Here is a 23,599-nt window from a genome sequence, read left to right as displayed (position 1 = left end):
CCCGTACGTCACGCGCACCTGCCCGAACGGGAATCATGTCCACCACCACGCTCGCCCGCCCCCGCCCGCCCCTCGTCGGCCGGCTCGCGGTCGCCTCGCTCATGCTGGGCATCTTCGCCATCGTCACCAGCGAGATCCTGCCCATCGGCCTGCTGCCCGCCATCGGCGCCGACTTCGGCATCTCCGACGGCACCACGGGGCTGACCATGACCCTGCCCGGCATCGTCGCCGCGGTCGCCGCGCCCACCGTCACCCTGACCACCGCGCGCCTGGACCGCCGCGTGATGCTGTGCGTCCTCATGGCGGTGCTCGCCGTGGCCGATGTGCTGGCCGCGGTGGCGACCTCTTATGGGGTCATGCTGATCTCCAGGGTGCTCGTCGGCCTGACCATCGGCGGCTTCTGGTCGATCGGGGCCGGGCTGGCCGGCCGTCTGGTGCCGCCGCACGCCGTCGGCACCGCCACCGCTGTGATCTTCTCCGCCGTGCCGCTGGGCTCCGTGCTCGGCGTGCCGGCCGGCACCTTCATCGGCGAACTCGCCGGCTGGCGAACCGCCTTCCTGGTGCTGGCCGTGCTGGCCCTGCTCGTCCTGGCCGCCCTGCTCGTGCTGCTGCCGCCGCTGCCCGCCCACCAGGTCACCAGCCCTCGCGTGCTGCTCGGCCTGCTGCGTACGCGAGGCGCCGCCATCGCCCTGCCGGCCACCTTCCTCGTCGTGCTGGCCCACTTCGGCACCTACACCTACGTCACGCCCTTCCTCCAGGACGTCACCGGTCTGCGGCCAGCGGCCGTCGGCGCCGTTCTGCTGGCGTACGGGATCGCCGGGGTCGCCGGCAACTTCCTGGCCGGCAAGGCCACCGCCACCCGCCTACGAGCCGCCTTCGCGACCTGCGGCTGCCTGGTCGCGGCCACCACGCTGCTGCTGCCCTCGGCCGGCGGCACAGTCGTCGGAGCCGTGGTGCTGCTCGTGGTCTGGGGTCTGGCCTACGGGGGTGTGCCCGTGTGCTCGCAGGCATCGTTCATCACCGCCGCCCCTCACGCGCCCGAAGCCGCCACCGTCGTCTTCACCTCCTCCTTCCAGGCGACCTTCGCGCTCGGCGCTTTCCTCGGCGGACGCGTCGTCGACGCCTTCTCGGTCTCCACCGTCATGATCTGCGGCGGCCTGACCGCTCTGCTCATGGCGGTATCGCTGTGGGTGCTCGGCACATCCCGCTGAGCGGACGCCGTCGACGTTTAACCGGTGGAGCGGTGCGATCCGGCTCTGGCACGATGATCGCCGGGAGGTGGCCGGGGTGGAGGTCGGCAGCACGCCCAAGCGGGTGCACATCATGGGCATGGCCGGCGCCGGCAAGACGACGCTCGCCGAGCGGGTCGGTGCCCGGCTGGGGGTCGAGCACATCGACCTCGACTCCCTGCCGCTGCCCTTCCTCGACGGTGACCCCGACGTCGCCGCCGCCTGGCGGGCCGCCGCTGCCGAGATCGCGGCCGGGCCGGCCTGGGTCACGGCGAGCGCGCTCTGCGGCTGGACCGATCCCCTCCTGGAAGCGGCCGATGTCATCGTGTGGCTGGACGCTCCGCCGCCGATCGCCGTCTGGCGCATCGTACGCCGCCACGCCGTACGTTCCGCGCACGGCACCAACCCGCACAAGGGCCTGTGGCTGCTGGCCCGGTTCCTGCGGGACGTCATGCGCTATCCCGGCGGGCCGATCGCGACCGACGAGCAGCTCGACGCCGGTCGCGGCAACTCCGGCGCCACGACCCGCGACCGGCTCACGCCGTACCCGGACAAGGTCGTGCGCTGCCGCGGCAACCGCGACCTCGACCGTCTCCTGTCAGCCCTCGGCTCCTAGTCGTCCTCGTCCTCGTCGTCCCAGTCCTCGTCGTCCCACTGGTCGGCGGGTGGCAGCGGGTTGTCGTCGTCGATGAGCGCGTCGTCCACCGAGCGCCGCCAGGCGCGGCTCACGGCCGGATCGGCCCATCGGGCCTCGGTGATCCTCGGGACGGGAACGGTGAACCGCTGGTGGCCGGCCATCCAGGAGTTGCAGAAGAACCGGCATCGCCCTGGGCACGTACGAGCTGCGCCGCCAGCGCGAGCAGGGCGACCAGGCCCGCTTCGTCGCCGACTGAGGCGATCACGCATCGATCCAGGGGAAGCCGTCGGGGTCGGCCGCGGATCGGACCTGCACCACCGCGTTGTCGTGTCCACGCACGTCCTTGAGGAACGGGAATTCCTCGGGGGTCACCCGGATCTTCGCCACCGGTTCGGCCGGCGCCAGTTTGGCCACCTGGCGCTGGCGAGCCCCTCGGATCGGCGGCTGATGCTCGAACCCGTCGGCGGACAGGAGGTAAATCGTTCCTTCCTGCCATGGGTGGAGGTCGAGCACGGGCCGGCTGATGGAGAAGTAGTAATAGGTCTCGCCGACGATGTCGCTGCAAGAATTGACCATCGACAGCGGGTGATCGCGGTTGAGAATCGCGTAGAACATCGGCCAGATGCCGTCCGAGGCGGCATAGACGGCGGTGCGATCACCGAAGGCGTCGCTGTCGTAGGACCGGCGTGGCTCGAAACGCTCGATCGAGGGATCGTTCGACCCGTGCAGCACGTATTCGGCCTGCTCGGCCACGTAACAAAGAAACTGCCACTTCGGCACGGCCAAGGTATAGGGAATCGGCTGGTCGGGTCCTTGGGCGACCGCATCAGCGAGTAAGGAGGCGAAGTCGGCCAGGGTCTCGTCGTCCAGGCTGCAGGACGGCCGGGGCAGCCAATGGGCAGGAAGATCCACGACCTCAACCTACCGACCGCGCCGCCTGGGCGCGGATCGGCTGCCAGGTGGTCATCCGAGGGGCGATCGGCCATGGCCGTCCACGAGGCGCTTGCTTTCGGATCAGAGGATCAAGCCATGTGGCACAGTGAGCGAGATGGAAGTGCGAGATCGGGCTGAGCCGATCTGGACCTGCTGGAATCACTGGATCGCGGTTCCGACCGGTGACCAGGCCGGCGTCATGGAGATTCTTGGCTTGTCGTCGTCGAGGCCGCTCACCTTCGCTGAGGCCCAGGAGGTGATCGACGCCGATGGCCATGCCGGACCGGGCCATCCTGACCGTCTGTCGCGGGTTTTCGTCACTCCTGAGGTGGACGGCTGGATCCTGGTGATCGGCGCCTGGTGTGATCCTTGCGGTGAACGTCGCGAGGAGGTGCTCAGATCGTGCCGGACGCTCAGCGCCCGTTATGGAGGGGCGCAGGCCTACTACTTCGGTGCGCAAGGAGACGGCTCGGCCTGGCTGGTGGCCGAACATGGGCGCGTTGTTCGCCGGTACGCGGCGACCGGCGAGCCGGATGACGAATCACTCGCTCATGGCCACCCGCTGCGTTATGAACAGAAACGCCTTCTCGAATTGGGGTTGCCGGTCGACGGAGACCTGCGGACGGCGAGCGCCGAACAACTCGACGAGTGGACGGTGGCGGCTTTTGACCTGGCCCCGGAAATCGCCGCAGCTTGTGGTGTCAGTCCATTCACTCTGACTCGCGACATGAGGGTGCGGGGCACCGGCGTGCTCGCGATGACGCCTTGATGGCATAGGCCGCCCGGCGGGACGGGCTCGTGGGTGTGGCGCCATTTTTTGATGATCGACTAGGGTGGGGCGTTCGCTTTTCATGCCCTCCGAACCCCCAGGAAGCGCTTCGTGTTACGTCGCCATCGTTCGGCCCTGCCTGCCCTGATTCTCGTCGGCCTGTACGGCGCCGCGCTGACGGTCACCGTCGTCGTCGCCCTTGTCTCTGGACAACTCGGCCCGTTGTGGTGGCTGACGTTGTACACGCCCGTGGCCGAAGGCGCGGTGGTGTCCCCGCTGAGCGTGCTCGTCCTGGTTCTGGCCGGGCTGTCCTGGGCGTGGGCGATCTGGCAGGTCGTACGCGGGCCGTTGGCGGGGTCGCCGCCGCAGCAGGACCGGGACGTGATGCGGCTGCGGGTGGCGCTCTACGTCGCGGTGGTTACGACATCGCTGCTTCACCTCGCCGGGTCGTTCGCCTGGGAAGTCGTGACGGTGGTCTACTCCGTGGCGATGTGGGTGGTGGTGCTGCGGTTCATGCCGGTGCTGGGCGGCGAGCAGCAGTTCACGCGGGGCGCGGGGGTGCTGGGGTATGGCGGTTTCGCCGTCATCGGCGTGTTCGACCTCGTCGGCTGGTCCGGCCTGGGCGCGGCGGAGTCGGTCTGTGCCTTGGCCGGCCTGGCTTGGACGGCGCTGGTCCTGCGGGACCAATGGGGCGACGACCGCTGGGGGAGGGCGACCTTCGGGTACGGTCTCGCTTCCGTGGTGGCGCCGATCCCGCTGACGGTGGCCGCGATGCCGTTCTCGCAGGAGACAGGCGTCGCCGACGCTGTTGGTGTGGTCTCGAGTGTGCTGCTCCTGGTCTGGCTGGCGCGCTCCGCCCACGATCTGGCTGTCCCGCGCCGTCAACCGCCCGCCGAGCAGGCTGAGGTCGTTTCCGGGGAACAAGCGACGTGACGCCGCCTCGGGGGCCTCAGGCGGGTACGCGCTCCTGGTCGGTGTCGCCGGGGCAAGGACGGCTGCCGGCGGTCGTGCGGTCGGCCGTCTCGATGTAGTGGGCGAGGGCGTCCCGGGACTGGGCGAGCCGGCTCATCTGCTCGTCCAGCCGCCGCAGCCGTGAGCGCATCGCGGTCAGCAGCTCGGGGCATCCGAGCAGGTCCGGGGCCTCTCCGGTCGCGCAGGGCAGCAGGTACGCGATGTCCTCGGAGGACAGACCGGCCCCGAGCAGGTGCCGGATCTGCTTCACCCGCAACACCGCGCCCTCGTCGTACTCGCGATAACCGTTCGCACCTCGCTCCGCGTCCAGCAGGCCCTGGGCCTCGTAATAGCGCAACTGATGGGCGTTCACGCCCGTCCGGCGGCTCAGCTCCCCGATCAGCATCGAACCCTCGCTTGACCTTCACACCGGTATCAACGTTGACGATGCTGCCATGAACAGCAGAACCGATACACCCGTGACAGTCATCGGACTCGGACTGATGGGCCGCGCGCTCGCGAGCGCGTTCCTGCGGGCCGGGCATCCCACGACCGTGTGGAACCGTACGCCGGCCAAGGCCGGCCCGTTGCTGGCCGAGGGCGCGCGACCGGCGGCGACGGTGGGCGAGGCGCTCAGGGCGAGCCCCCTGACGATCATCTGCGTCACCGACTACCAGGCCGTGTACGAACTGTTCGGCGCGACTGACATCGAGCTGGACGGCAGGACGTTGATCAACCTGACCTCGGGCGACTCGGCGCAGGCCAGGGACGCCGCCCGATGGGCCGAGCGGCGCGGCGCCCGTTACCTGGACGGCGCCGTCATGGCCGTCCCGCCGGCGATCGGGACCGCCGAGGCGGTGATCCTGCACAGCGGGCCGCAATCGGACTTCGAGGCGCACGAATCGACGCTGGACGCGCTCGGCACGGTCACCTACCTGGGCGCGGACCATGGGCTGGCGTCCCTGTACGACGTGGCCGGCCTCGCCATGATGTGGAGCGTGCTGAACGGCTGGCTCCAGGGCACGGCCCTGCTCGGGACGGCCGGGGTCGACGCCGTGACGTTCGCGCCGTTCGCGCGGCAGCTCGCCGTCGTCGTGGCCGAATGGCTGCCCGGGTACGCCGAGCAGGTCGACAAGGGCTCCTTCCCGGCCGAGGTGTCGGCGCTTGAGACCGACGTACGAGCGATGGACCACCTGATCGAGGAGAGCGAGGCGGTGGGGGTCAACGCCGAGCTGCCGAAGTTGTTCAAGGCGATGGCCGGCCGCTCGATGGCCTCCGGGCACGGTGGGGAGCAGTATCCCGTGCTGATCGAGGAATTCCGTACGCCGCGCGACTGACCGGGCATGTGCGGAGTCTCACCGTGCGGTGCGGAACTTCGGGATGGTGCGGTCCGTCCATGTGGTATGAGGGATGAGGCGAAGAAGGACCGGTTCCGGCGGCTGCCGGAGCGGCCGGACCCGGCCGAGTGGCGGGCCGGGGTGGATGAGGAGCCGTTGCCGCAGGCCATCGCCGAGCCGATGGAGGTGGGCGACACCGGGCTGCGCTGGGTGGCGCCCGAGATGGAGGCGGCGCGGCAGCTCAGCGACGCGATCGTCCGGCGCCGCGAAGCCCGGAAGTAAGCCGCGAAGCCCGTAAGTAAGAAGCCCAAAGCAAGCGGCTCGTAGCTGGTGAAGCCCTCAGCCTTGCCGGCGCCGGCAAGTCAGGGCCGTGGTCTCGTGTCGCATGCGCACGTGACCGCCCAGCGACTCGATCGTCTCGCGCACCACCCCGAGCAGCCCCGCGAGCCGGTCGGGTCCGAGCCGGAGGTGGTCGCTCGACGTCGCGACGAGCCCGGTCCACTGGTCGGCGGTCAGGACACGTTCCTGGCGGTAGACCTTCTCCTCGATCGGGGTGAACGCGTCGCGGCCCGACGCCGGGATGCGTTCGGATCGTCCGGGGGTTCCGGGCGGTGCCGGTCGTACTGCTCGGCCACCGAGCCGAAGGAGGTGGCGCGTGCGCGGTCCAGATGGAGATCGTCCATGATCCGACTTTACAAAGGCCCCTCCGTGTCAGTTTGACAGGGCTTGAACCTCAAGCGGCTTGAGATCCGATAGTGACGGTATGGACGACAACGAGCTGTACTCGATCGGGGATGTGGCGCGCCGCACCGGGCTGAACGTCAGCGCCATCCGGTACTACTCCGACCTCGACATCGTCGCGCCCACCCGCGTCACCGACGCCGGCCACCGCCTGTACGACGTCCGCGCCATCGCGCGGCTGGAGCTCATCCGCACCCTCAGGGAGCTGGACGCCGGCCTGGACGGCATCCGCCGGCTGCTCGACGGTGAGACGTCGCTGCACGATCTCCTCACGGCGCACCTGGAGATCGTCGAACGCCAGGAACGCGGCCTGCGGGCCCGGCGGGCCGTGCTGCGGACCCTGGTCAAGCAGGGCGGCACCGCCGATCAGGCGGCCCTGATGCGCAAGCTCGTCTCGATGCCCGACGAGGAGCGCGAGCGGCTGATCGACGACTTCTGGAACGACGTCGGCGAGGGACTCGACGTGCCCGCCGGCTTCGTGGACCGGCTGCGGACGATGCGGCCGTGCCTGCCGGAGGACCCGACGCTCACCCAGCTCGAAGCCTGGATCGAGCTGGCCGACCTGGTCCAGGGCGCGGAGTTCAGGAACAAGGTCCGCTCCTACCTCCAGGACACCTACTCCACCTCCCCGGGACGGGACCTGGCCGCCACCCCTGTACAGGACTTCATCTACGAGACGGGGACGGCGATCATGGAGGAGATCATGGCGGAGGTCCGTTCCGGGCTGCCGCCGGAGTCGCCACGGGCGCGGGACCTGGTCGTCCGCATGGCGACCGCGGCCGCCGAGGCCGTCGGCACGCGGTCCACGCCCGAGTCGCGCGAACGCATGGCCGCCGGGTTCCTCATGGCCGAGCGGTTCGAACGGGAGCGGCCCGAGGAGTCGCCCCGGTACGACTCCACCCATGGCCGGTACGTGTCCCTGGTGGCCGTGATCAACGACACCCCGCCCCACACGGGCGATGAGTTCGCCTCGCTCGCGACGTGGCTGGCGGCGGCCCTTCACGCTTCCGCCCAGCCGGGCCCGGCTCGATAGAGTCCGGCAGATGCTGCTCCTGGTCCGCCATGCCATGCCCGCCTACGGTCCGGCCGTGCCGCCGCACGAATGGACGCTCAGCGCCGAGGGGTGGCAGGCGGCCCGCCGGCTGATCGCGCGGCTGCCCGCAGGCGCCCGGCTCGTCTCCAGCGGCGAGGTGAAGGCCTGGCAGACCCTGGGCGGCGACGGCGCGGTCACCCGTGATCGGCGGTTCGACGAGGTCACCCGCGTGGAGCCGTGGGAGGGCGACTATCGCGAGCTGCGGCGCGCGTACGTGGACGGCGCGGACCACCCGGGCTGGGAGCCGCGCGCCGAGGTCGCCGAGCGCTTCGACGCCGGCATCACCGAGCAGCTCGCCCTCGCCGGCGGGCGCCCGCTCGTGGTGGCGACGCACGGCATGGCGATGACCGTCTGGATGACCGCGCGGCTGGGTCTGGACGGCTCCGGTGACTTCTGGGCGGACCTCCGCTTTCCCGACGCGCATCGTGTCGATCTGGTGGCGGGCGCCGTCGAGCGCGTCAGCGGGGGATAGGCGTCAGGCGATCTCGACGTAGTCCAGCTCGGCGGCGTACGGGCCCTCGTCGTGCTGGAAGCGCAGTGTGTTCCAGCCCTGGTCGAGCTGCACCTTGGCCGTCGCGTTCCCCCAGGTGTCCCAGGTGCGGTCCCGATAGTGCACGATGCGCTTGGCCGCGCCGTTCACCGTCAGGTACTGGCGCGCGTCGCCGTCGCCGGCGCGATAACGCACGTCCACCGTGTACGTGCCGGCTTTGGGGACCTGCACCTTGATGTCGACCCAGCTGTCCGGATAGTTCAGGTGGCCCATCGAGGCGTTGCCCGAGGCGCCCTCGATGTTGAACAGGGGCATGGCGTTGAAGTGGGCGCCGTCCTCGGCCTCGTAGCGGACCGGCGCGTTTCGTACGACGGCCAGGGTAGTCAGGACGATCAGGGCCACCACGGCCGCCGGCACGGTCGCGACCAGCAGGATCGTACGGCGGCGCGGGCCAGGCGTCATCGTGCCGGGCTCCGGTGTCTCCGCGCCGGTGGATGCGACGTCGCCGGTGGATGCGATGTCGCCGCCGGCCGGCCGGCCGCGTAGTTGCACGCGCAGCCCCAGCATCGAGACGACCAGCCCCACCGCGCCCGTGAACATGCCGATCACGCTGGCCCGCTGGTTCAGCCCTTCCAGCACGTCGCCCGGCAGCCGGAGCGGATCGACGAGGAACCAGGTGAGCAGCGAGACCACCAGCACCACGATCGCGGCGACCCGCACGACCCGCCACACCAGCGAACCGGGTGCCCGCTCCCGCCTTTCCGCCGCCTTCGCCATAGTTCCAGAGTGGCCTCTCGATCACTCCGGCGAGCGCGGGTAGGCAGATTATTACCGTTCGTGGAGAACGGCGGCGGCCGGGGTCATTCCTCGGCCGGCTCCGCCCAGGCCCGCTCGATCTCCGGCACCAGTTCGTGGCCGGCGTCGGTGACCACGACGCGCATCTGACGGCGATCGGCGGGGACCGTCCCGGTGCCGATGATCTACCCTGCTGTCATGCAGCACCTCTGTGACTGACCCAGCAGCAGCTCCGCGAACCCGCGGGGCACGCCACTTCTCCCCGGTCGCCACCCGGGTTCCGACACCACTGCTGGAGTCATCGAGTGCTGCCTTCCTGCCGCCCATCCTCCGTGTCCCTGCGCCACAACGCCGATTTCCTGCGGCTCTTCTGCGCCTGCGCGTTCAGCCTGACCGGCGACTGGTTCGCCTTCGTCGCCCTGAGCGGCTTCGTCTACCATCACACCGGCTCGGCGGGATGGACGGCGCTGCTGTTCGCGATCAACTCCCTGCCAGGGGTGCTGCTGTTTCCGCTGATCGGCCCGATGACCGACCGCTTCGACCGGCGTCGTCTGCGTGTCGCGTGCGACCTGGGCGCGGTGGTCCCGGTCGTCGGCCTGCTGGTCGCCTTCCACGCCGGTTCTGTGGCGGTGGCCCTGGGGTGCCTGGCCATGCTGTCCGTGCTCGCCGCGGTGTCCGGCCCCATCCCCGAGGCCGCGCTGCCGAACCTGGTCGCCGGCCGGGACCTGCCCCTCGCCCAGACGCTGATCGGCAGCCTGTACTCGGCCGGCCTGCTGGTGGGAGCCGGGCTCGGGGGCGTGGTCACCGCGGCCTGGGGGACCTCGGCCACCCTGCTCGTCGACGGCGCCTCGTTCGTCGTCTCCGCGCTGCTCGTGGCCCGGATCGAGCGGCCGCTCTCCAGCGCCGTGGCGACGGGCCGGCTGCGGGTACGGGCCGACGCCGCCGAGCTCTGGCGGTTCCTGCGTACCACTCCGGTGGCGTCGGCCCTGCTCGGGCTGACCGCCGGGCTGCGGCTCAGCTACGGGATGGTCGGGCTCCTGCCCCTCTTCGCCCTCGACCGCTTCCACGCCGGCGACGCCGGAACCGGCGCCCTGTACCTCGCCCAGGGGCTCGGCGCGGTGCTCGGCCCCTTCGCGGGCCGGCTGCTCGCGGGCCACTCGCACCGCAGGCGGCTGTACGTGGCCGGGGCGGCCCTGGCCGTCTTCGGCCTCGGCTATCTGCTCCTCGCCCACAGCACCGGCCTCGGCCAGGGGATGGCCGCGGCCGTGCTGGGCCACGTCGGGGTGGGCGCGTGCGCGATCCTCGCACTCAACGGCCTGCAACTGACGACGCCCGATCACCTGCGCGGGCGCGTCATGGTGCTCGTCTTCAGCCTGTCGGCCGGGCTTCAGGGCGTGTCGACGCTCGCGGTCGCCCCCATGGCCGCGACCGTCGGGACCGCCGGCACGACGCTGCTCCTCGGAGCCTTCGCCGTCGCGTACGCGATCGGCTGGTCGGTCGTCGTGTCGATGACCGGCCCGCCGAGGGGCGCGCCGGCCGGCTGACGGGTGCTGACGGGCCTCCCCACGGGCAGGGCGGGCCTTCCTACGGGCAGGCGCGCGAGAGCACCTGCCAGGGCGAGCAGTTGTCGGCCGAGGACGAGCAGCACAGCCGCCTGCTCCAGCCTGCCGCGCGGCACTGGTACTGGTACCCGCACACGGCCGCCGCCTTCACCTCGGGAAGTACCAGCGCCAATGCCCGGTCGATGAGCGTTCTCACGTTCTGCCTCCTCGTGATCCCTGCACGTTTCCGCGATTGTCGGAACGGGCGCTGGCGGGCTGTTAGCGCGGCGATAGCGCGGCCCGAAGGGGCGGAGGTCAGGCGGCCCGGCGGCTCATGATCAGATCGGCGGGAACGCGTACGGGCGCGCACAGGGTCTGGCCGTGCTCGTCGAACAACTCGGAGACGGGCACCCACTGGTCGTCGAGGAGGAACTCCGGCCAGGCGAGGATCACCTGCCGGGGGATCAGCGCGCGCAGCCGGGGGAAGCGCGGATGCCAGAAACGGCCGTCGAGCAGCAGCCCTCTGACCCGCGTGGGGATCCCGTGGCCACGGGCCAGGCCCTCCAGCAGGGCCAGTCTCTGGCTGCAGGACCCCTGGCCCAGCCGCAGGGTCGTGGAGATGCGACGCCGCTCGTTCATCGCGTAGACCGGGCGGACGCGGGCGGCGACGAGCCGGTGGGCCGCGATCAGGAACGCCCGCCCGTCGAGGTCCCGGGCTTCGTCCAGCAGCTTCAGCACGCGGGGATGCCGCCAGTCGAGGATGGGAGTGGCCGCTGTACCGCCCGCGGCCGTGCGGCGGCTTCCCGGTTTCACCCGGCGATCATAACGGGATGGACCCCTGCGGGGCAGGCATCCATCCCGGTGCGGGCTACTCGAAGGCCAGGCTCTGCCAGGTCTTCACCTCGTCCGCGGACAGCGCCCTGGCGAGGATGGCGGCGCGGTCCACGGCGCCGGTCAGGCGCTGGCCGCCGTTCTGGTCGGCGGCGAAGCGCAGGGGGCGGGCGGTGCAGCCGGTGATGCCGTCGGTGCTGGTCTGGGCGGTGGCCTTGGGTTCGCCGTCCACGTACGCGGTGATCGTCCCGGTACGGTCGAGCGTGACCACCACGTCGATCCAGCGGCCGGTGGGCACGGTGGCGTTCAGGCCGGTGTTGGCCCCGGCGCCGATGAAGCGCAGCGTGTTGCCGGGAGTGATGTCGATGAGCACACCGTCGGTCCCGGGGTCACCGGACACCTGGGAGTCGAACAGGCGGCGATAGCCGGAGCCGCCGATCTTGACCTGGGCCGCGAACGTGGCCTCCCGGACCAGGCCGAGAGTGGTCGCGCCGGTCGTCAGGTACGTGTCGCCGTCGAGGATCAGGCCGCTGCCGGTGGGCGCGGTGGTGTCGTAGGCGGGGATGCCGGTGACGGTGGCGTCGCGGCCGTGGCCGGAGGTGTCGGCGACGGTGCCGCCCTCCTTCGGGTCCCAGGCGACCAGGAGGGAGCCGGGTTCGGGCGGCGCGCAGGGGTCGAGGCCGAGTGCGGCGGTCGCCGAGGCCCGCCACGATCCGGTGACCGAGGCGCTGAGCACGGCGCTGCGGGAGCCGTCCGCAGGACCGGGGGTGACGGTGAAGACGGCGGTGCGCGTGCGGCCGGGGGACGTGGCGGGCAGGTGGCGGGTGGCCGGCTCGACGGTCCAGCCGGTGGGCGCGGTGAGGGCGACGTCGGCGGCCGGCACGGCGCGCCGGCGGGTGGCCGTCACCGTGACCCGCGCCTCGAACGGCGTGCCGGGGATGGCCGTGGCGGGCGCCTCCATGGCGACCGCGGCCTCGTTCTGGATCGTGTACGCCTGGCCGGCGCGGGCGTTCCAGGTGAGGGTGTCGCCGTCGCGGCGCGCGCCGACCTCGTGGCCGCGCTCGTCGAGGACCCGGTAGCGGCCGGCGATGAACGGCGACCTGACCGTGAGCGGGCCGCTCCCGCCGGGCCGCACGGTGACGGTGTCGGGCGCGCCGCCCTTCCAGGTGGCGTCCACGGTGACGTTCCCACGGGCACGAAGCCCGGTCACGGAGCCGTTCTTCCAGGTGGAGGGCAGGGCGGGCAGGACGTGGACGACGTCGTGCTGACTCTGCACGAGCATCTCGGCGATCCCCGAGGTGGCCCCGAAATTGCCGTCGATCTGGAACGGCGGATGGGTGTCCCAGAGGTTGTCCAGGGTGGAGCTCTTGAGCTGCTCGGCGAGCATCGTGTGGGCGTGGTCGCCGTCCAGCAGCCGCGCCCAGAAGTTGATCTTCCACGCCTTGGACCAGCCGGTGCCGCCGTCGCCGCGCGCGGTCAGCGTGACCTTGGCCGCCTCGGCCTCCGGCGTGCCCGCTTTGATCTGGTTGGCGGGGTGCAGGGCGTACAGGTGGGAGACGTGCCGGTGGGTGTCGGACCTTGCGTCCCAGTCGCTCTTCCACTCCTGGAGCTGGTCCCAGGAGCCGACGCGCAGGCCGGGGTCGAGCTTGGCCAGGGCCGCGCTCACCTCGGCGCGGAAGCTCGCGTCCACGTTCAGCTTCTCGGCCGCGGCCAGGGCGTTGCCGAGCACCTCGCGGACGATCTGCTGCGACATCGACGCGCCGGCGGAGAAGTCGCCGTGCTCGGGGGAGTAGCTGGGCGAGGCGACCAGCTTGCCGTCACGCGGATCGGTGTGCAGGAAGTCGAGCCAGAACTCCGCCGCGCCTTTGATCACCGGGTACGCGGTGTCGCGCAGGTAGCCGGTGTCGCCGGTGAAGCGGTAGCTGTCGTACAGGTGCTGGGTGGTCCAGGCGGCGGCCTCGGGGAACCAGAAGGCGGTGGCCCAGTCGTGCATGCCGGTGAACCCGAACGGGTTGGTCTCGTTGTTGACCACCCAGCCGCGGGCGCCGTACATGTCCTGCGCGGTCTTGCGGCCGGGGGCGACCATGGCGGAGATGTAGCGGTCGTACGGCTTGGTCGTCTCGTGCAGGTTGGTCTGCTCGGCGAGCCAGTAGTTCATCTGCAGGTTGATGTTGACGTGGTAGTCGGCTCCCCAGGGCGGACTGGTGGAGTGGTTCCAGACGCCTTGGAGGTTGGCCGGCAGCAGGTCGTTCTCGCGGGAGGAGGAGATGAGCAGGTAGCGGCCGTAGGCGAAGAACAGCTCCTCCAGCGCCCGGTCGTCGCCGGCGGCGCCGCCGGTGTAGTCCTTGCGCAGCCGGTCGGTGGGGACGGCGGGCGTCGTGCCGCCGAGGTCCAGTTTCACCCGGTCGAACAGCTTGCGGTAGTCGGCGGTGTGCGCCCGGCGCAGCTGGTCGTAGCTCCTGGACGCGGCGGCGTCCACGGCCGCGGTGACCTTGGCGTGCGGGTCCGCGCCCCGGTAGGCCGGGTAGTCGCCGGCGTAGTCGGTGCCGGCCGACAGCACGAAGACGGCGCTGTCGGCGCCGGTGACGGTGATCGCGTCCCCCGAGTCGGTACGGGTGCCGCCCTGCGCGATCACCTGCACCTGCGCCTCGAACCGCATCTTGTTGTCGCCGAGCTGCCCGCGGATGGTGAGCCGCCCGCCGGCCGCGGTGACCGTCTTGTCGTCGCGCGGCGAGCTGTGCCGCAGCGTGAAAGACACCTTGCCGCGCCGGTCGGCCGACAGCCGGCCGACGATCACATTGCCCGGGTTGCTGGCGAAGTATTCACGCGAGTAGCGGACCCCGCCCGAGGTGTAGCCGACCCGGGCCACGGCCTCGCGCAGGCTCAGCTCGCGCCGGTAGGCGGAGGGGTCGGCGGGCGCGTCGGCGAGATCCAGATGCAGGTCGCCGAACGTCTGGTACGCCCCGAAGCCCGTCTTGGGCTGGCCCAGCTTGGCCGCCACGTCCTCGGGGCTCATCCGGCCGTCGCGGTCTATCTGGCGCTGAACGTCGGCGATCGCGCCGGGACGCGGCGACTTCCAGTTGCCGAAGTCGTAGCCGGGTGAGCCGGGGCCGCCGGTCCATAACGTCTTCTCGTTGAACTGGATCCGCTCGGACGCGACCCCGCCGAAGATCATCGCCCCTAGGGGGCCGTTGCCGATGGGCAGTGCCTGGGTCTCCCAGTCGGTGGCGGGCTTGTCGTACCAGAGCGTCAAGTCATCGGGTGTCTTGCGGTCTTCGCTGACCGCTTGGGCGGAGGCGGGCAGTCCGGTGGCGAGCAGGAGTGCGGCGAGCAAGGCCGAGTTGAGGCGGCGTCGTGGGGGGTGGGCCACGGATCCCTCCGATCACATGGAAGCCTTGACCTTAGGAGATAGCATCGAAACCTGCCCTTAACAAGAGTTGACATCCGATGTATGCGTCGGGGGTGTCGCCGTGCTCACGAAGGCCTGCGGGCGGAGTGGGAGATCCGATGACTGCCGGTCAGCCGTCCACGAGGAGTGGGTGCGCGCTGGGACGCGGCACCGGGCCGTCCATCTCGGTCTCCTTCACGTTGATTTGCGGATAATCCGTTCCGGAACCACTTGGGTAGGCTGAAGAGCATGACCGCGATGGCCCCCGCCCGTACCGAGACCGATCTGTCGTTCCTGCTCGACCACACCAGCCACGTGCTGCGCACGCGCATGGCCGCGGCGCTCGCCGAGATCGGCCTGACCGCGCGCATGCACTGCGTGCTGGTCCACGCGCTGGAGGAGGAGCGTACCCAGATCCAGCTCGCCGAGCTGGGCGACATGGACAAGACCACGATGGTGGTGACCGTGGACGCGCTGGAGAAGGCCGGTTACGCCGTACGCCGGCCCTCCAGCGTCGATCGGCGCGCCCGGATCATCGCGGTCACCGACAAGGGCGCGGAAGTCGCCGCGCGCAGTCAGGAGGTCGTGGACGGCGTGCACCGCGACGCGCTCGCGTCCCTGCCGGACGACGAGCGCGAGGTGCTGGTCCGGGCGCTGAACCGGCTGGTCGGCGGCCACCTCGCCACGCCGGTGGAGAGCCCGCAGGTGGCCCGCAGGGCGCGCGAGCGGCAGCGGTAGCTCCAGCGGCGGGCCAAAAATAGATCCGAAAAATATCGTCTGTAACGGAACTATCTGTTACGGTCTCTCCTGTCGACGCCGCCGCGCCGGCGTGCCACACCTTGATCGGGAGAGACCGTGCCGTATTCGCCTGACTCGCGCTGGACCGCACTGGGCGTGCTGTCCGCCACCGGATTGATGACCATCCTCGACGGCAGCATCGTGACCGTCGCGCTGCCCACGATCCAGCGGGACCTGGGCTTCACACCCGCAGGGCTGAGCTGGATGGTCAACGCCTATCTGATCGCCTTCGGCGGGTTGCTGCTGCTGTCGGGCCGGTTGGGGGACCTGATCGGCCGGCGGAAGCTGTTCATGGCCGGGAACGTGATCTTCACGGCCGCGTCGTTGCTGGCCGGCGTGGCCGGTGGCCCGGGAATGCTGATCACGGCCAGATTCCTGCAAGGCGTGGGCAGCGCGATGGCCTCGGCGGTCGTGCTGGGTATCCTCGTGACGCTGTTCACCGAGTCACGGGAGCGGGCTAAGGCCATCGCGATCTTCAGCTCCACCGGGGCCGCCGGCGCCTCCCTGGGCCAGGTCCTGGGCGGCGTGCTCACCGACGCCTTCGACTGGCCGTGGATCTTCTTCATCAACGTGCCGATCGGCGTGCTGACCATCGCGCTGGCCGTCCGCGCACTGCCCGCCGACCGCGGGATCGGCCTGTCGGCCGGCGCCGACGTCGCAGGGGCCGTGCTGATCACCTCCGGGCTGATGCTGGGCATCTACACCGTGGTCAAGGTGGAGGAGTACGGCTGGCTCGCCGCCCACACCCTCGGCCTGGGCGCGGTGTCGCTGGCCCTGATCGTCGCGTTCGTGGTGCGGCAGGCCACCGCGAGGACCCCGCTCATGCCGCTGCGCGTCCTGCGCTCGCGCAACGTGGTCGGCGCCAACGTCGCCCAGATGTTGTCCCTGTCGGGCATGTTCGCCTTCCAGGTGCTCTTCGTGCTCTTCATCCAGCAGGTCCTCGGCTACGGCGCCCTGGACAGCGGGCTGGCCATGCTGCCGGCCGCGGTCGGCATCGGGGCGATCTCGCTGTTCGCCTCCGCCCGGCTCAGCGCCCGGTTCGGGGTGAAGGTCGTGCTGCTCGGCGGCCTGGCGATGCTCACGGCCGCCATGCTGCTGCTGACGCGGATCCCCACGGACGCCGGGTACGTCACCCACCTGCTGCCGGTGATGCTGCTGATCTGGGGCGGCGGGCTGGTGCTGCCGGCGCTGGCCACGCTGGGCATGTCCGGGGCGCGGGAGAGCGACGCCGGGCTGGCCTCGGGGTTGTTCAACACCACCCAGCAGGTGGGCATGGCGATCGGCGTGGCGGTGCTGAGCACGATGGCGGCCGGGCGTACCGAGGGGCTGCTGGCCGCCGGGCAGGATCGGGCGTCGGCGCTGGCGGGTGGGTTCCAGCTCGCGTTCGGCATCTCGGCCGGGCTGCTGCTCACGGCCTTCGTGGTGGCCGCGGTCGTCCTGCGCGGGCCGTCGCGCCGGACCGGCGGCGCGGTGGCCGCGGACGGCACGGCTTCTGCGCCGGTGGCGGAGGACGCGGCGGCCTCCTGAGCCGGGGGTGCGGAAGGCGCGGTGGCCAGGGGCCGCCGCGCCTTCCGTCGTTCCCGAGGTCAGCGTACGTAGATGTCGGGCCTGGCCGGCGTGGGCATGCGGTCGCCGATGAAGAAGCCGGTGTGCGGCGGCTGGTTGTAGGCGGTGTTCTGCCAGGCCACCGAGACGCGGTAGAGCGGGTCGTGCATGAGGGTGTGGATGCGCCGGTCCGTCGGGATGGGCGTGGAGTAGACGCGCAGCGCGCGGTTGTCGGAGGTGGGCCAGACGACCTCCTCGCGCCAGTCGCCGAACAGGTCGGCCGAGAGCGACGGCGTCGCCTTGGTGCCGTTGTTGGAGTGCACGCCGGAGGCGGTCAGCAGGCGGGTGTCGGAGTCGGTGCCGTACTTGTCGATCCTGGTCTGGTCCAGCAGCTCCCTGACGGGGTCGCCGTCCCACCAGGCCAGGAAGTTGACCGAGGACGGCTTGCGGCCGGCGGTGTTGCCGGTGACGCTGCGCAGGTTGCCGTCGGCGGCCGACCAGAACTCGCCGGCGACCCGGACGGTGGAGATGTCCCCGGCCACGCCGCGGCCGTTGTCGGAGCCCGAGGCGGTGGACCAGAGGATCGAGCCGTTGCCCGGGTCGATGTAGAGCGAGCCCGGCTGGGAGGTGGACTCGCTGACCTTGAAGTACTCCAGCCCGGCCCTGGCGGGGTCGAAGTCGCCGAGGTGCTGGGCGTCGCCGTGGCCGGTGCGGGTGCTCCACATGCCGGCGCCGTTGTCGTTCACGGCCATCGCGCCGTAGACGATCTCGTCGCGGCCGTCGCGGTCGATGTCGCCGACCGACAGGCTGTGGCTGCCCTGCCCGGCGTACTGGGAGCCGGACGCGTTGCTGTCGAACGTCCACCGCTTGGTCAGCGAGCCGTTGCGGAAGTCCCAGGCGGCGATGACGCTGCGGGTGTAGTAGCCGCGGGCCATGATGAGCGAGGGGCGCTCGCCGTCCAGGTACGCCGTCCCGGCCAGGAAGCGGTCCACCCGGTTGCCGTAGTTGTCGCCCCAGGAGGAGACGGTGCCGCGCGGCGGGTCGTAGGCGACCGTCGACAGCGCGGCGCCGGTCTGGCCGCTGAACATGGTCAGATATTCGGGGCCGCTGAGGACGTACCCGCTGGAGTTGCGGTGGTCGGCGCTCGAACTGCCGATCACGGTGCCGCGGCCGTCCCTGGTGCCGTCGGCGGTCTTCATCGCCACCTCGGCCCGGCCGTCGCCGTCGTAGTCGTACACCTGGAACTGGGTGTAGTGGGCGCCGGCCCGGATGTTGCGGCCCAGGTCGATGCGCCACAGGCGAGTGCCGTCGAGGCGGTAGGCGTCCACGAACACGTTGCCGGTGTAGCCGGACTGGGAGTTGTCCTTGGCGTTGGACGGGTCCCATTTCAGGACGAGTTCGTACGTGCCGTCGCCGTCCAGATCGCCCACGCTCGCGTCGTTCGCGCTGTAGGTGTAGCCGACACCGTCCGGGGTGGTGCCGCCGGACGGGGGCTGGATCGGGACGTCCAGGTAGGCGCCGCCGGTGAAGCGGAGCGAGGCGGGGGAGGCGGGCTGCTCGGCGCCGCCGGTCACCGCCCTGACCGCGTACGAGGAGTCGGCGGCGGCGCCGTCGTCCAGGTAGTTGGTCGAGGTGGCCAGCCCGGAGGCGATCCTGGTCGAGCCCCGGTAGAGGTTGAAGGTGACGCCGTCGGGGTCGGTGCCGAGCAGCCGCCACGAGACGAGGTTGCCGGATCCGGAGCGGACGCTGATCAGCCCCCGGTCCAGGTCCTCCATCTGTTTGGTCGGCGGTGCCGCTTGGACGGGGACCGCGGTCGCGGCCAGGGCCAGAACGGCCGCCGCGGCGGCCAGGTGCAGGCGCATGATGGACTCCTTCGCGGATGGTAAGCGCTTTCCCGGCGGGCAAAAAAAAGAAAGTTTCACGGGGTGCGGGGGCGGGGTGATAGCGCTAACAGCGCGGATGGGAGGGACAGAGCTGCGGGAACGTGCACAGGAGCTCCTCGCCGGTGGTGAGCGCGGGTGCGCGTATTAAAGCCAGCAGCCACGTGATCCGCAAGCGCCCCGGAGCAGGGGATCGCGGTGAATCCGTGAGCGTGCCGAAGCGAACGATCGTTGTGATCCGCGGGCGTCTTCGTCCGGCCCGCCAATGCCGGGCCCGTTGTTGGGTGGCCGGCCACAAGAATTCCCGGCTCGGGTGGGTGTTGGGTGGTGGGCATGGCCGATCTCATCCTGCGTGGCGGAACGGTGTACGACGGTCTCGGCTCTCCGGCCGTCGTGAGCGATGTCGCCATCACCGGCGACCGGGTGGTGGAGGTGGGCCGCGACCTCGGGGACGCGCGCCGGGTGATCGACGCGACCGGGCTGGCGGTGGCCCCCGGGTTCGTGGACGCCCACGCGCACTCCGACCTGGTGCCGCTGATGGCGCGGGCGCAGCCGTTCAAGCTGCTCCAGGGCGTCACCACCGAGGTCAACGGCAACTGCGGCTTCTCCTACGCCCCCGCCGCCTCCGCGCTGGAGGAGCTGACCGGCGAGGACGTGCCCGACTGGACGTTCGCCCAGTACCTGGACGCCGTCGAGGACGCCGGGCCGACCAACCACGTGGCCACGCTCGTCGGGCACTCGACGCTGCGCGGGGCCGTGGCCGGCTTCGACGAGCGCCTGCGCGAGGGCGACCTGGAACGGATGTGCGAGCTGGCGGCGGCGGCCTTCACCGCAGGGGCGTGCGGGCTGTCGAGCGGCCTCATCTATCCGCCGGGCAGCTACGCCGGCACGGCGGAACTGGTGGCGCTGGCCAAGGTGGCGCACGGGTACGGGGTGCCGTACACGACGCACATGCGCGACGAGGGCGCCGGCCTGGCCTCCGCGCTGGACGAGGCCGTCGAGATCGCGCGGCGGGCCCGCGTCCGGCTGCAGGTGTCCCACTGCAAGGTCGCGGGCCGGGCCAACCACGGGCAGGCGGGCATGCTGCTGGCCAAGCTGCGCCAGGCCCGCCTCGAAGGGGTGGACGTGCGCGGCGACCAGTACCCGTACCTGGCGGGGGCCACCATGCTCGCCGCGCTGCTGCCCCCGTCGGCGCTGGCCGGCGGGCAGGTGCGCGACCTGCTGGCGGCCCCCGCCGAGCGGGCGCGACTGCGCGCCCTGGCCGAGTCCGGCGGGACCGGCGCGGGGCTGTGGCAGGACGCCGCCCCTGACGCGGTGCTGGTCACGGGGCACGCCGAGGAGGCTCACGCCGGTCGCACGCTGGCCGCGCTCGCCGCCGACCCGGTCTTCTCACACCTCGGTGGGGACACGTGGGAGGTCGCGTGCGCGCTCATCGCCGCCGACCCGGCCGCCACGATGGTGATCTCGCTGATGTGCGAGCAGGACGTGACCGAGATCATGCGCGATCCGCTCATCGGCGTCGGCTCCGACAACGGGACGCCGGTCGGTCTTGAGCATCCCCGGACATGGGGCTGCTTCCCGCGCTTTTTCGGCACGTACGTACGCGAGCAGCGGCTGCTCCCGCTGGAGGAGGCGGTGCGCAAGGCCACCTCGGCGACCGCCGACCAGTTCGCCCTGCACGGACGGGGCTGGCTCGGCCCCGGCTCATGGGCCGACGTCTGCGTCTTCGACCCGGAGACGATCGGCCATGCCGGCACGTACGCGGACCCGTCCGTCCGGCCGTCCGGGATCGCGTACGTGCTGCTCGAAGGGCGGGTGGTGGTGGAGTCGGGCGAGTTCACCGGCGAGCGCAGAGGACGTGTCCTGCGCTCCGGGCACTGACCGGAAGCCGGCGCGGCGCTGTAGGTTCTGAAGGGATGCGGGCTCTCACGCCCGGTGGCGCTCCCAGCGGACCTCGCCGTCCTCCCACCGCTCCGTCGGGCTCAGCCCGGCCGCCGTGGCGACGGAGGCCGAGGCCGCGTGGTCGGGGTGGATGTGCGCCACGACCGTGTCGACCTCCCGTTCCATGAGGTGCTCGACCAGGGCGACGGCGGCCGCGCGGGCCAGCCCGCGGCCCTGCCACGGCGTGCCGACCACCCAGGCGACCTCGGCCGTGCGCCCGTCGATCGTGGCCTGCACGTAGCCGACAAGCCGGTCCTCCGCGCGCGGCCGGATCATCCAGTTGCGCCAGCCGGGCGGCCCCGACGTCTGCCGCTCGTAGCGGGTGCGCAGCTCGGGCTCGGTCAGCGGGACGCCGCCGGTGAACTCGTGCAGGGCCGGGTCGGAGAGCACGCCCGCCATCTCGCCCGCGTGATCGGGGTGGAGGGGGATGAGGACGAGAAGCGGCGTCTCGATGCGGTCCATCCGCCCACGATAGGGCTCCGCAAGTGGCGCTGTCGGCAGGTGTTGGCGGCTATGGGGTGACAACGAACGACCTTGGCCCATACCAGGGCGAAGCGGAGAGTTGAGTAGACCTCTACGCGGGAGACTTCCATGACACTGCAGATTCCGACGCCCGGTGAGCGGATCTCCGAGACGATCAGCCGTCTGCGGGACACGGCGGGGCCGGTCGTCCGCGTCGAGCTCCCGGGTGAGGTCGGCGCGTGGATCGTGAGCTCGTTCGAGACGGTCGAATACGTCCTCACCAACGACGGCACGCTGTTCAGCAAGAACCCGCGCAACTTCCCCGCGCTGAACGACGGCACCATCCCGCCCGACTGGCCGATCCGCCAGGTCATCTCCGGTGACCACCTGCTGGTCAAGGACGGCGCGGACCATCGGCGGCTCCGAGGGCTGGTCAACCGGGCCTTCACGCCCGGCCGGGTGCAGGCCATGGGGCCGCGCATCCAGCAGATCACCGACGACCTGCTCGACCGGATGAACGATCAGGACGGTGTGGTCGACCTCGTCCGGGTCTTCAGCGAGCCGCTGCCGATCGCGGTGATCTGCGAGCTGTTCGGGGTGCCGGAGGAGGAACGGCACCTGATCCGCGCGTACACCAACGTGCTGCTGTCGCACAACGCCACGCCGGAGGAGGCGGCCGCGGCTGGCGGAGGGCTGCTGGGATACCTGCGTGAGTTCATCGATCGCCGGCGGGTCGAACCCGGCGACGACCTCACCACGGGCCTCATCCGGGTGCAGGAGGAGGACGGCGAGCGCCTGTCCGACGACGAGATGGTGTGGTTGCTCTGGCTGGTCCTCATCGCCGGTCACGAGACGACCGTGCACCTGATCGCCAACACGGTGATCGCCCTGGGCGCGGATCCCGAGCAACTGGCCAGGGTCCGGGCGGAGAACGCCTGGGAGGACGTGGTCGAGGAGGCGCTGCGCAGCCGCAACTCCGTGGTCAACGTCTTCTTCCGGTACGCGCTCGAAGACGTGGTGGTGGGCGGGACCACGATCCCGGCGGGCGAGCCGGTCATCGTCACGCTCGCCGGAGCGGGCACGGACCCGGCCAGGTTCGGCTCGGACGCCGCCCGCTTCGACGCCACCCGCGAGCCCGACGTGCACCTCGGCTTCGGCAGGGGGCCGCATTTCTGCCTGGGCGCGCCGCTGGCCCGGCTGGAGGTGCGGATCGCGCTCGCGTCCCTGTTCGGCCGGTATCCGGAGCTGCGGCTGGCGATCAAGGAGGACGAGATCGCCTACACCCCCTCGATCATCACAGAAGGCCCGTTGGAACTCCCCGTCATCCTGGGCCCCCGCACCTGACCACCCCGCCCGCCCGGTGACCGCCGAGCCCGGGCGGGTGCGGGGGGTGGGTCAGCCGCCGCTGAGGCTGTTCAGCAGGTCGGTGACGCCGATGGCGTCCAGGAGTGAGGTCGGGGCCTGGTCCTCCTGGTCCTCCTGGTCCTCCTGGTCCATCTGGTACACCACGTCCTCCTGCGGGACCTGGCCCGGCTGGGCGAGGGGCACGCAGGGGGCCGGGGCGGCGATCAGGGAGTCCACGAGTTGCTGCACGCCGAGGGCCGACAGCAGCGACTTCGGGCGCGGCGCGGTGGGGGCGCAGGCCTGCTTGCTGGTCGTGAAGAGCGTTTCGAGGTATCGCGCGACCCGCTCAGGGTCCTCCTCGGGCGGCAGCAGCGAGGTCGTGGTGTGGTTGGTGCCGTGGCTGCAGACGACCGCGTTGTAGATCAGGCCCTCCATCGTCTCCCCGTCCTGCGCGGCCGTCCCCGGGGCCGGAGTGACGGGTGGCGTCGGGGCGGGAGCGGGGATCGCGGGCGGCGCGTACGGATTCGCCGTCCCCGCGCCCGTCCCGTAGGCGCCCTCCATGGTCCTGAGGCCCGCGACCGAGTCCATGAGCCCGCCGACCACGTCGGCGGTGACCGTGCCCAGCCACGGCGGAGGCGGCGTGACGTTCACGACCCTGCCGTCATGGGTGGTGCACTCGACGGGCGGGAAGGCGGCTTCCTCTTCCGCGTGCGCCGCCCCGGCGGGTGCCAGCAGAACGGCGGAAGTCGCGACGAATAGGGCAATGGCCTGCCTGGACATGATGCTCCCTGAAGGGCGTTGATCGGCTTTTCGAAGCGATCATTACCCTTGGTGGTGGTTCGGTTACTCCATAGTTGGATCTAGCCCTCTTTACCGGTGCGATCGGAGCCCCTG

The 23,599-nt window shown here is 71.1% G+C and carries 23 protein-coding genes; 13 read left to right on the top strand and 10 right to left on the bottom strand.

The genetic code is table 11. The features are described 5' to 3' along the window. The first annotated feature begins 35 nt into the window (after positions 1 to 35). On the top strand, positions 36 to 1,211 hold the full coding sequence (locus AB0C27_RS39435) for an MFS transporter (RefSeq protein WP_357855389.1): 1,176 nt from the start codon (positions 36 to 38) through the stop codon (positions 1,209 to 1,211). A gap of 76 nt (positions 1,212 to 1,287) precedes the next feature. Then, positions 1,288 to 1,845 carry a hypothetical protein gene (locus AB0C27_RS39430; RefSeq protein WP_357855386.1) on the top strand — a complete coding sequence of 186 codons (558 nt, stop codon included), beginning with the start codon at positions 1,288 to 1,290 and terminating at the stop codon, positions 1,843 to 1,845. On the opposite strand, the gene AB0C27_RS39425 is transcribed toward AB0C27_RS39430, so the two are convergent. Together AB0C27_RS39425 and AB0C27_RS39420 are read right to left on the bottom strand one after the other, a co-directional pair. Further along, complete coding sequence (locus AB0C27_RS39425) at positions 1,842 to 2,027, bottom strand: hypothetical protein (RefSeq protein WP_357855383.1); 186 nt, start codon at positions 2,025 to 2,027, stop codon at positions 1,842 to 1,844. The two genes, AB0C27_RS39430 and AB0C27_RS39425, sit on opposite strands and share 4 nt — an antisense overlap. Before the next feature lie 100 nt (positions 2,028 to 2,127). After that, entirely contained in the window at positions 2,128 to 2,778 is a 651-nt protein-coding gene (locus AB0C27_RS39420) for a hypothetical protein (RefSeq protein WP_357855380.1), read from the bottom strand. A 127-nt stretch (positions 2,779 to 2,905) separates the two neighbouring features. Between AB0C27_RS39420 and AB0C27_RS39415 the strand changes: the two genes are divergently transcribed. Next, complete coding sequence (locus tag AB0C27_RS39415) at positions 2,906 to 3,568, top strand: hypothetical protein (RefSeq protein WP_357855377.1); 663 nt, start codon at positions 2,906 to 2,908, stop codon at positions 3,566 to 3,568. Positions 3,569 to 3,679: 111 nt separating this feature from the next. After that, positions 3,680 to 4,501 (top strand): hypothetical protein, encoded by an 822-nt coding sequence (locus AB0C27_RS39410; RefSeq protein ID WP_357855374.1) that lies wholly within the window; start codon positions 3,680 to 3,682, stop codon positions 4,499 to 4,501. A gap of 16 nt (positions 4,502 to 4,517) precedes the next feature. On the opposite strand, the gene AB0C27_RS39405 is transcribed toward AB0C27_RS39410, so the two are convergent. Beyond that, positions 4,518 to 4,925, bottom strand: a complete 408-nt coding sequence (locus AB0C27_RS39405) for a MerR family transcriptional regulator (protein ID WP_357855371.1) — start codon at positions 4,923 to 4,925, stop codon at positions 4,518 to 4,520. Between the two features lie 73 nt (positions 4,926 to 4,998). On the opposite strand from AB0C27_RS39405, the gene AB0C27_RS39400 reads away from it, so the two are divergent. The 4 genes from AB0C27_RS39400 to AB0C27_RS39385 all read left to right on the top strand — a co-directional run bounded on the left by AB0C27_RS39400 (position 4,999) and on the right by AB0C27_RS39385 (position 8,162). Next, positions 4,999 to 5,856: an NAD(P)-binding domain-containing protein gene (locus tag AB0C27_RS39400; protein ID WP_357855368.1), complete on the top strand. Its 858-nt coding sequence runs from the start codon at positions 4,999 to 5,001 to the stop codon at positions 5,854 to 5,856. A gap of 66 nt (positions 5,857 to 5,922) precedes the next feature. Beyond that, positions 5,923 to 6,138, top strand: coding sequence for a hypothetical protein (locus tag AB0C27_RS39395; protein WP_357855365.1), 216 nt, complete (start codon positions 5,923 to 5,925; stop codon positions 6,136 to 6,138). A gap of 481 nt (positions 6,139 to 6,619) precedes the next feature. Continuing rightward, the gene (locus AB0C27_RS39390; RefSeq protein ID WP_357855362.1) at positions 6,620 to 7,630 is read left to right on the top strand and encodes a MerR family transcriptional regulator; all 1,011 of its coding nucleotides are present in this window, start codon (positions 6,620 to 6,622) and stop codon (positions 7,628 to 7,630) included. 10 nt (positions 7,631 to 7,640) lie between these two features. Beyond that, on the top strand, positions 7,641 to 8,162 hold the full coding sequence (locus AB0C27_RS39385) for a histidine phosphatase family protein (protein WP_357855359.1): 522 nt from the start codon (positions 7,641 to 7,643) through the stop codon (positions 8,160 to 8,162). Positions 8,163 to 8,165: 3 nt separating this feature from the next. On the opposite strand, the gene AB0C27_RS39380 is transcribed toward AB0C27_RS39385, so the two are convergent. After that, positions 8,166 to 8,957, bottom strand: a complete 792-nt coding sequence (locus AB0C27_RS39380) for a CBM35 domain-containing protein (protein WP_357855356.1) — start codon at positions 8,955 to 8,957, stop codon at positions 8,166 to 8,168. A gap of 350 nt (positions 8,958 to 9,307) precedes the next feature. Here AB0C27_RS39380 and AB0C27_RS39375 point away from each other — a divergent pair, with 350 nt between their 5' ends. Next, entirely contained in the window at positions 9,308 to 10,519 is a 1,212-nt protein-coding gene (locus AB0C27_RS39375) for an MFS transporter (protein ID WP_357855353.1), read from the top strand. Positions 10,520 to 10,559: 40 nt separating this feature from the next. Here the strand turns inward: AB0C27_RS39375 and AB0C27_RS39370 are convergent, their stop codons facing one another. From AB0C27_RS39370 to AB0C27_RS39360, 3 genes are all read right to left on the bottom strand, one after another. Next, complete coding sequence (locus tag AB0C27_RS39370; RefSeq protein ID WP_357855350.1) at positions 10,560 to 10,733, bottom strand: hypothetical protein; 174 nt, start codon at positions 10,731 to 10,733, stop codon at positions 10,560 to 10,562. Positions 10,734 to 10,831: 98 nt separating this feature from the next. Then, complete coding sequence (locus AB0C27_RS39365) at positions 10,832 to 11,329, bottom strand: transglutaminase domain-containing protein (RefSeq protein WP_357855347.1); 498 nt, start codon at positions 11,327 to 11,329, stop codon at positions 10,832 to 10,834. A 55-nt stretch (positions 11,330 to 11,384) separates the two neighbouring features. After that, a complete protein-coding gene (locus AB0C27_RS39360; RefSeq protein WP_357855344.1) occupies positions 11,385 to 14,717 on the bottom strand; it encodes a glycoside hydrolase N-terminal domain-containing protein in 3,333 nt (1,110 codons plus the stop codon). A gap of 267 nt (positions 14,718 to 14,984) precedes the next feature. Between AB0C27_RS39360 and AB0C27_RS39355 the strand changes: the two genes are divergently transcribed. Beyond that, entirely contained in the window at positions 14,985 to 15,473 is a 489-nt protein-coding gene (locus AB0C27_RS39355; protein ID WP_357855341.1) for a MarR family winged helix-turn-helix transcriptional regulator, read from the top strand. A 117-nt stretch (positions 15,474 to 15,590) separates the two neighbouring features. After that, the gene (locus tag AB0C27_RS39350; RefSeq protein WP_357855338.1) at positions 15,591 to 17,060 is read left to right on the top strand and encodes an MFS transporter; all 1,470 of its coding nucleotides are present in this window, start codon (positions 15,591 to 15,593) and stop codon (positions 17,058 to 17,060) included. A 59-nt stretch (positions 17,061 to 17,119) separates the two neighbouring features. Here AB0C27_RS39350 and AB0C27_RS39345 read toward each other — a convergent pair whose 3' ends face one another. After that, on the bottom strand, positions 17,120 to 18,940 hold the full coding sequence (locus AB0C27_RS39345; RefSeq protein ID WP_357855336.1) for a rhamnogalacturonan lyase: 1,821 nt from the start codon (positions 18,938 to 18,940) through the stop codon (positions 17,120 to 17,122). Positions 18,941 to 19,291: 351 nt separating this feature from the next. On the opposite strand from AB0C27_RS39345, the gene AB0C27_RS39340 reads away from it, so the two are divergent. Beyond that, on the top strand, positions 19,292 to 20,839 hold the full coding sequence (locus AB0C27_RS39340; protein WP_357855333.1) for an amidohydrolase family protein: 1,548 nt from the start codon (positions 19,292 to 19,294) through the stop codon (positions 20,837 to 20,839). Between the two features lie 45 nt (positions 20,840 to 20,884). Here the strand turns inward: AB0C27_RS39340 and AB0C27_RS39335 are convergent, their stop codons facing one another. Further along, positions 20,885 to 21,361, bottom strand: a complete 477-nt coding sequence (locus AB0C27_RS39335; protein WP_357855330.1) for a GNAT family N-acetyltransferase — start codon at positions 21,359 to 21,361, stop codon at positions 20,885 to 20,887. 129 nt (positions 21,362 to 21,490) lie between these two features. Here AB0C27_RS39335 and AB0C27_RS39330 point away from each other — a divergent pair, with 129 nt between their 5' ends. Beyond that, positions 21,491 to 22,705, top strand: coding sequence for a cytochrome P450 (locus tag AB0C27_RS39330; protein WP_357855327.1), 1,215 nt, complete (start codon positions 21,491 to 21,493; stop codon positions 22,703 to 22,705). Positions 22,706 to 22,756: 51 nt separating this feature from the next. Here AB0C27_RS39330 and AB0C27_RS39325 read toward each other — a convergent pair whose 3' ends face one another. Continuing rightward, positions 22,757 to 23,485 (bottom strand): hypothetical protein, encoded by a 729-nt coding sequence (locus AB0C27_RS39325; RefSeq protein WP_357855324.1) that lies wholly within the window; start codon positions 23,483 to 23,485, stop codon positions 22,757 to 22,759. Positions 23,486 to 23,599 lie beyond the last annotated feature (114 nt).

Source organism: Nonomuraea sp. NPDC048882 (assembly GCF_040649755.1).
Classification (GTDB): Bacteria; Actinomycetota; Actinomycetes; order Streptosporangiales; family Streptosporangiaceae; genus Nonomuraea; species Nonomuraea maheshkhaliensis.
The sequence above is the reverse complement of the archived record's forward strand: the minus strand, read 5'-3'. Positions and strand labels throughout refer to the sequence as shown.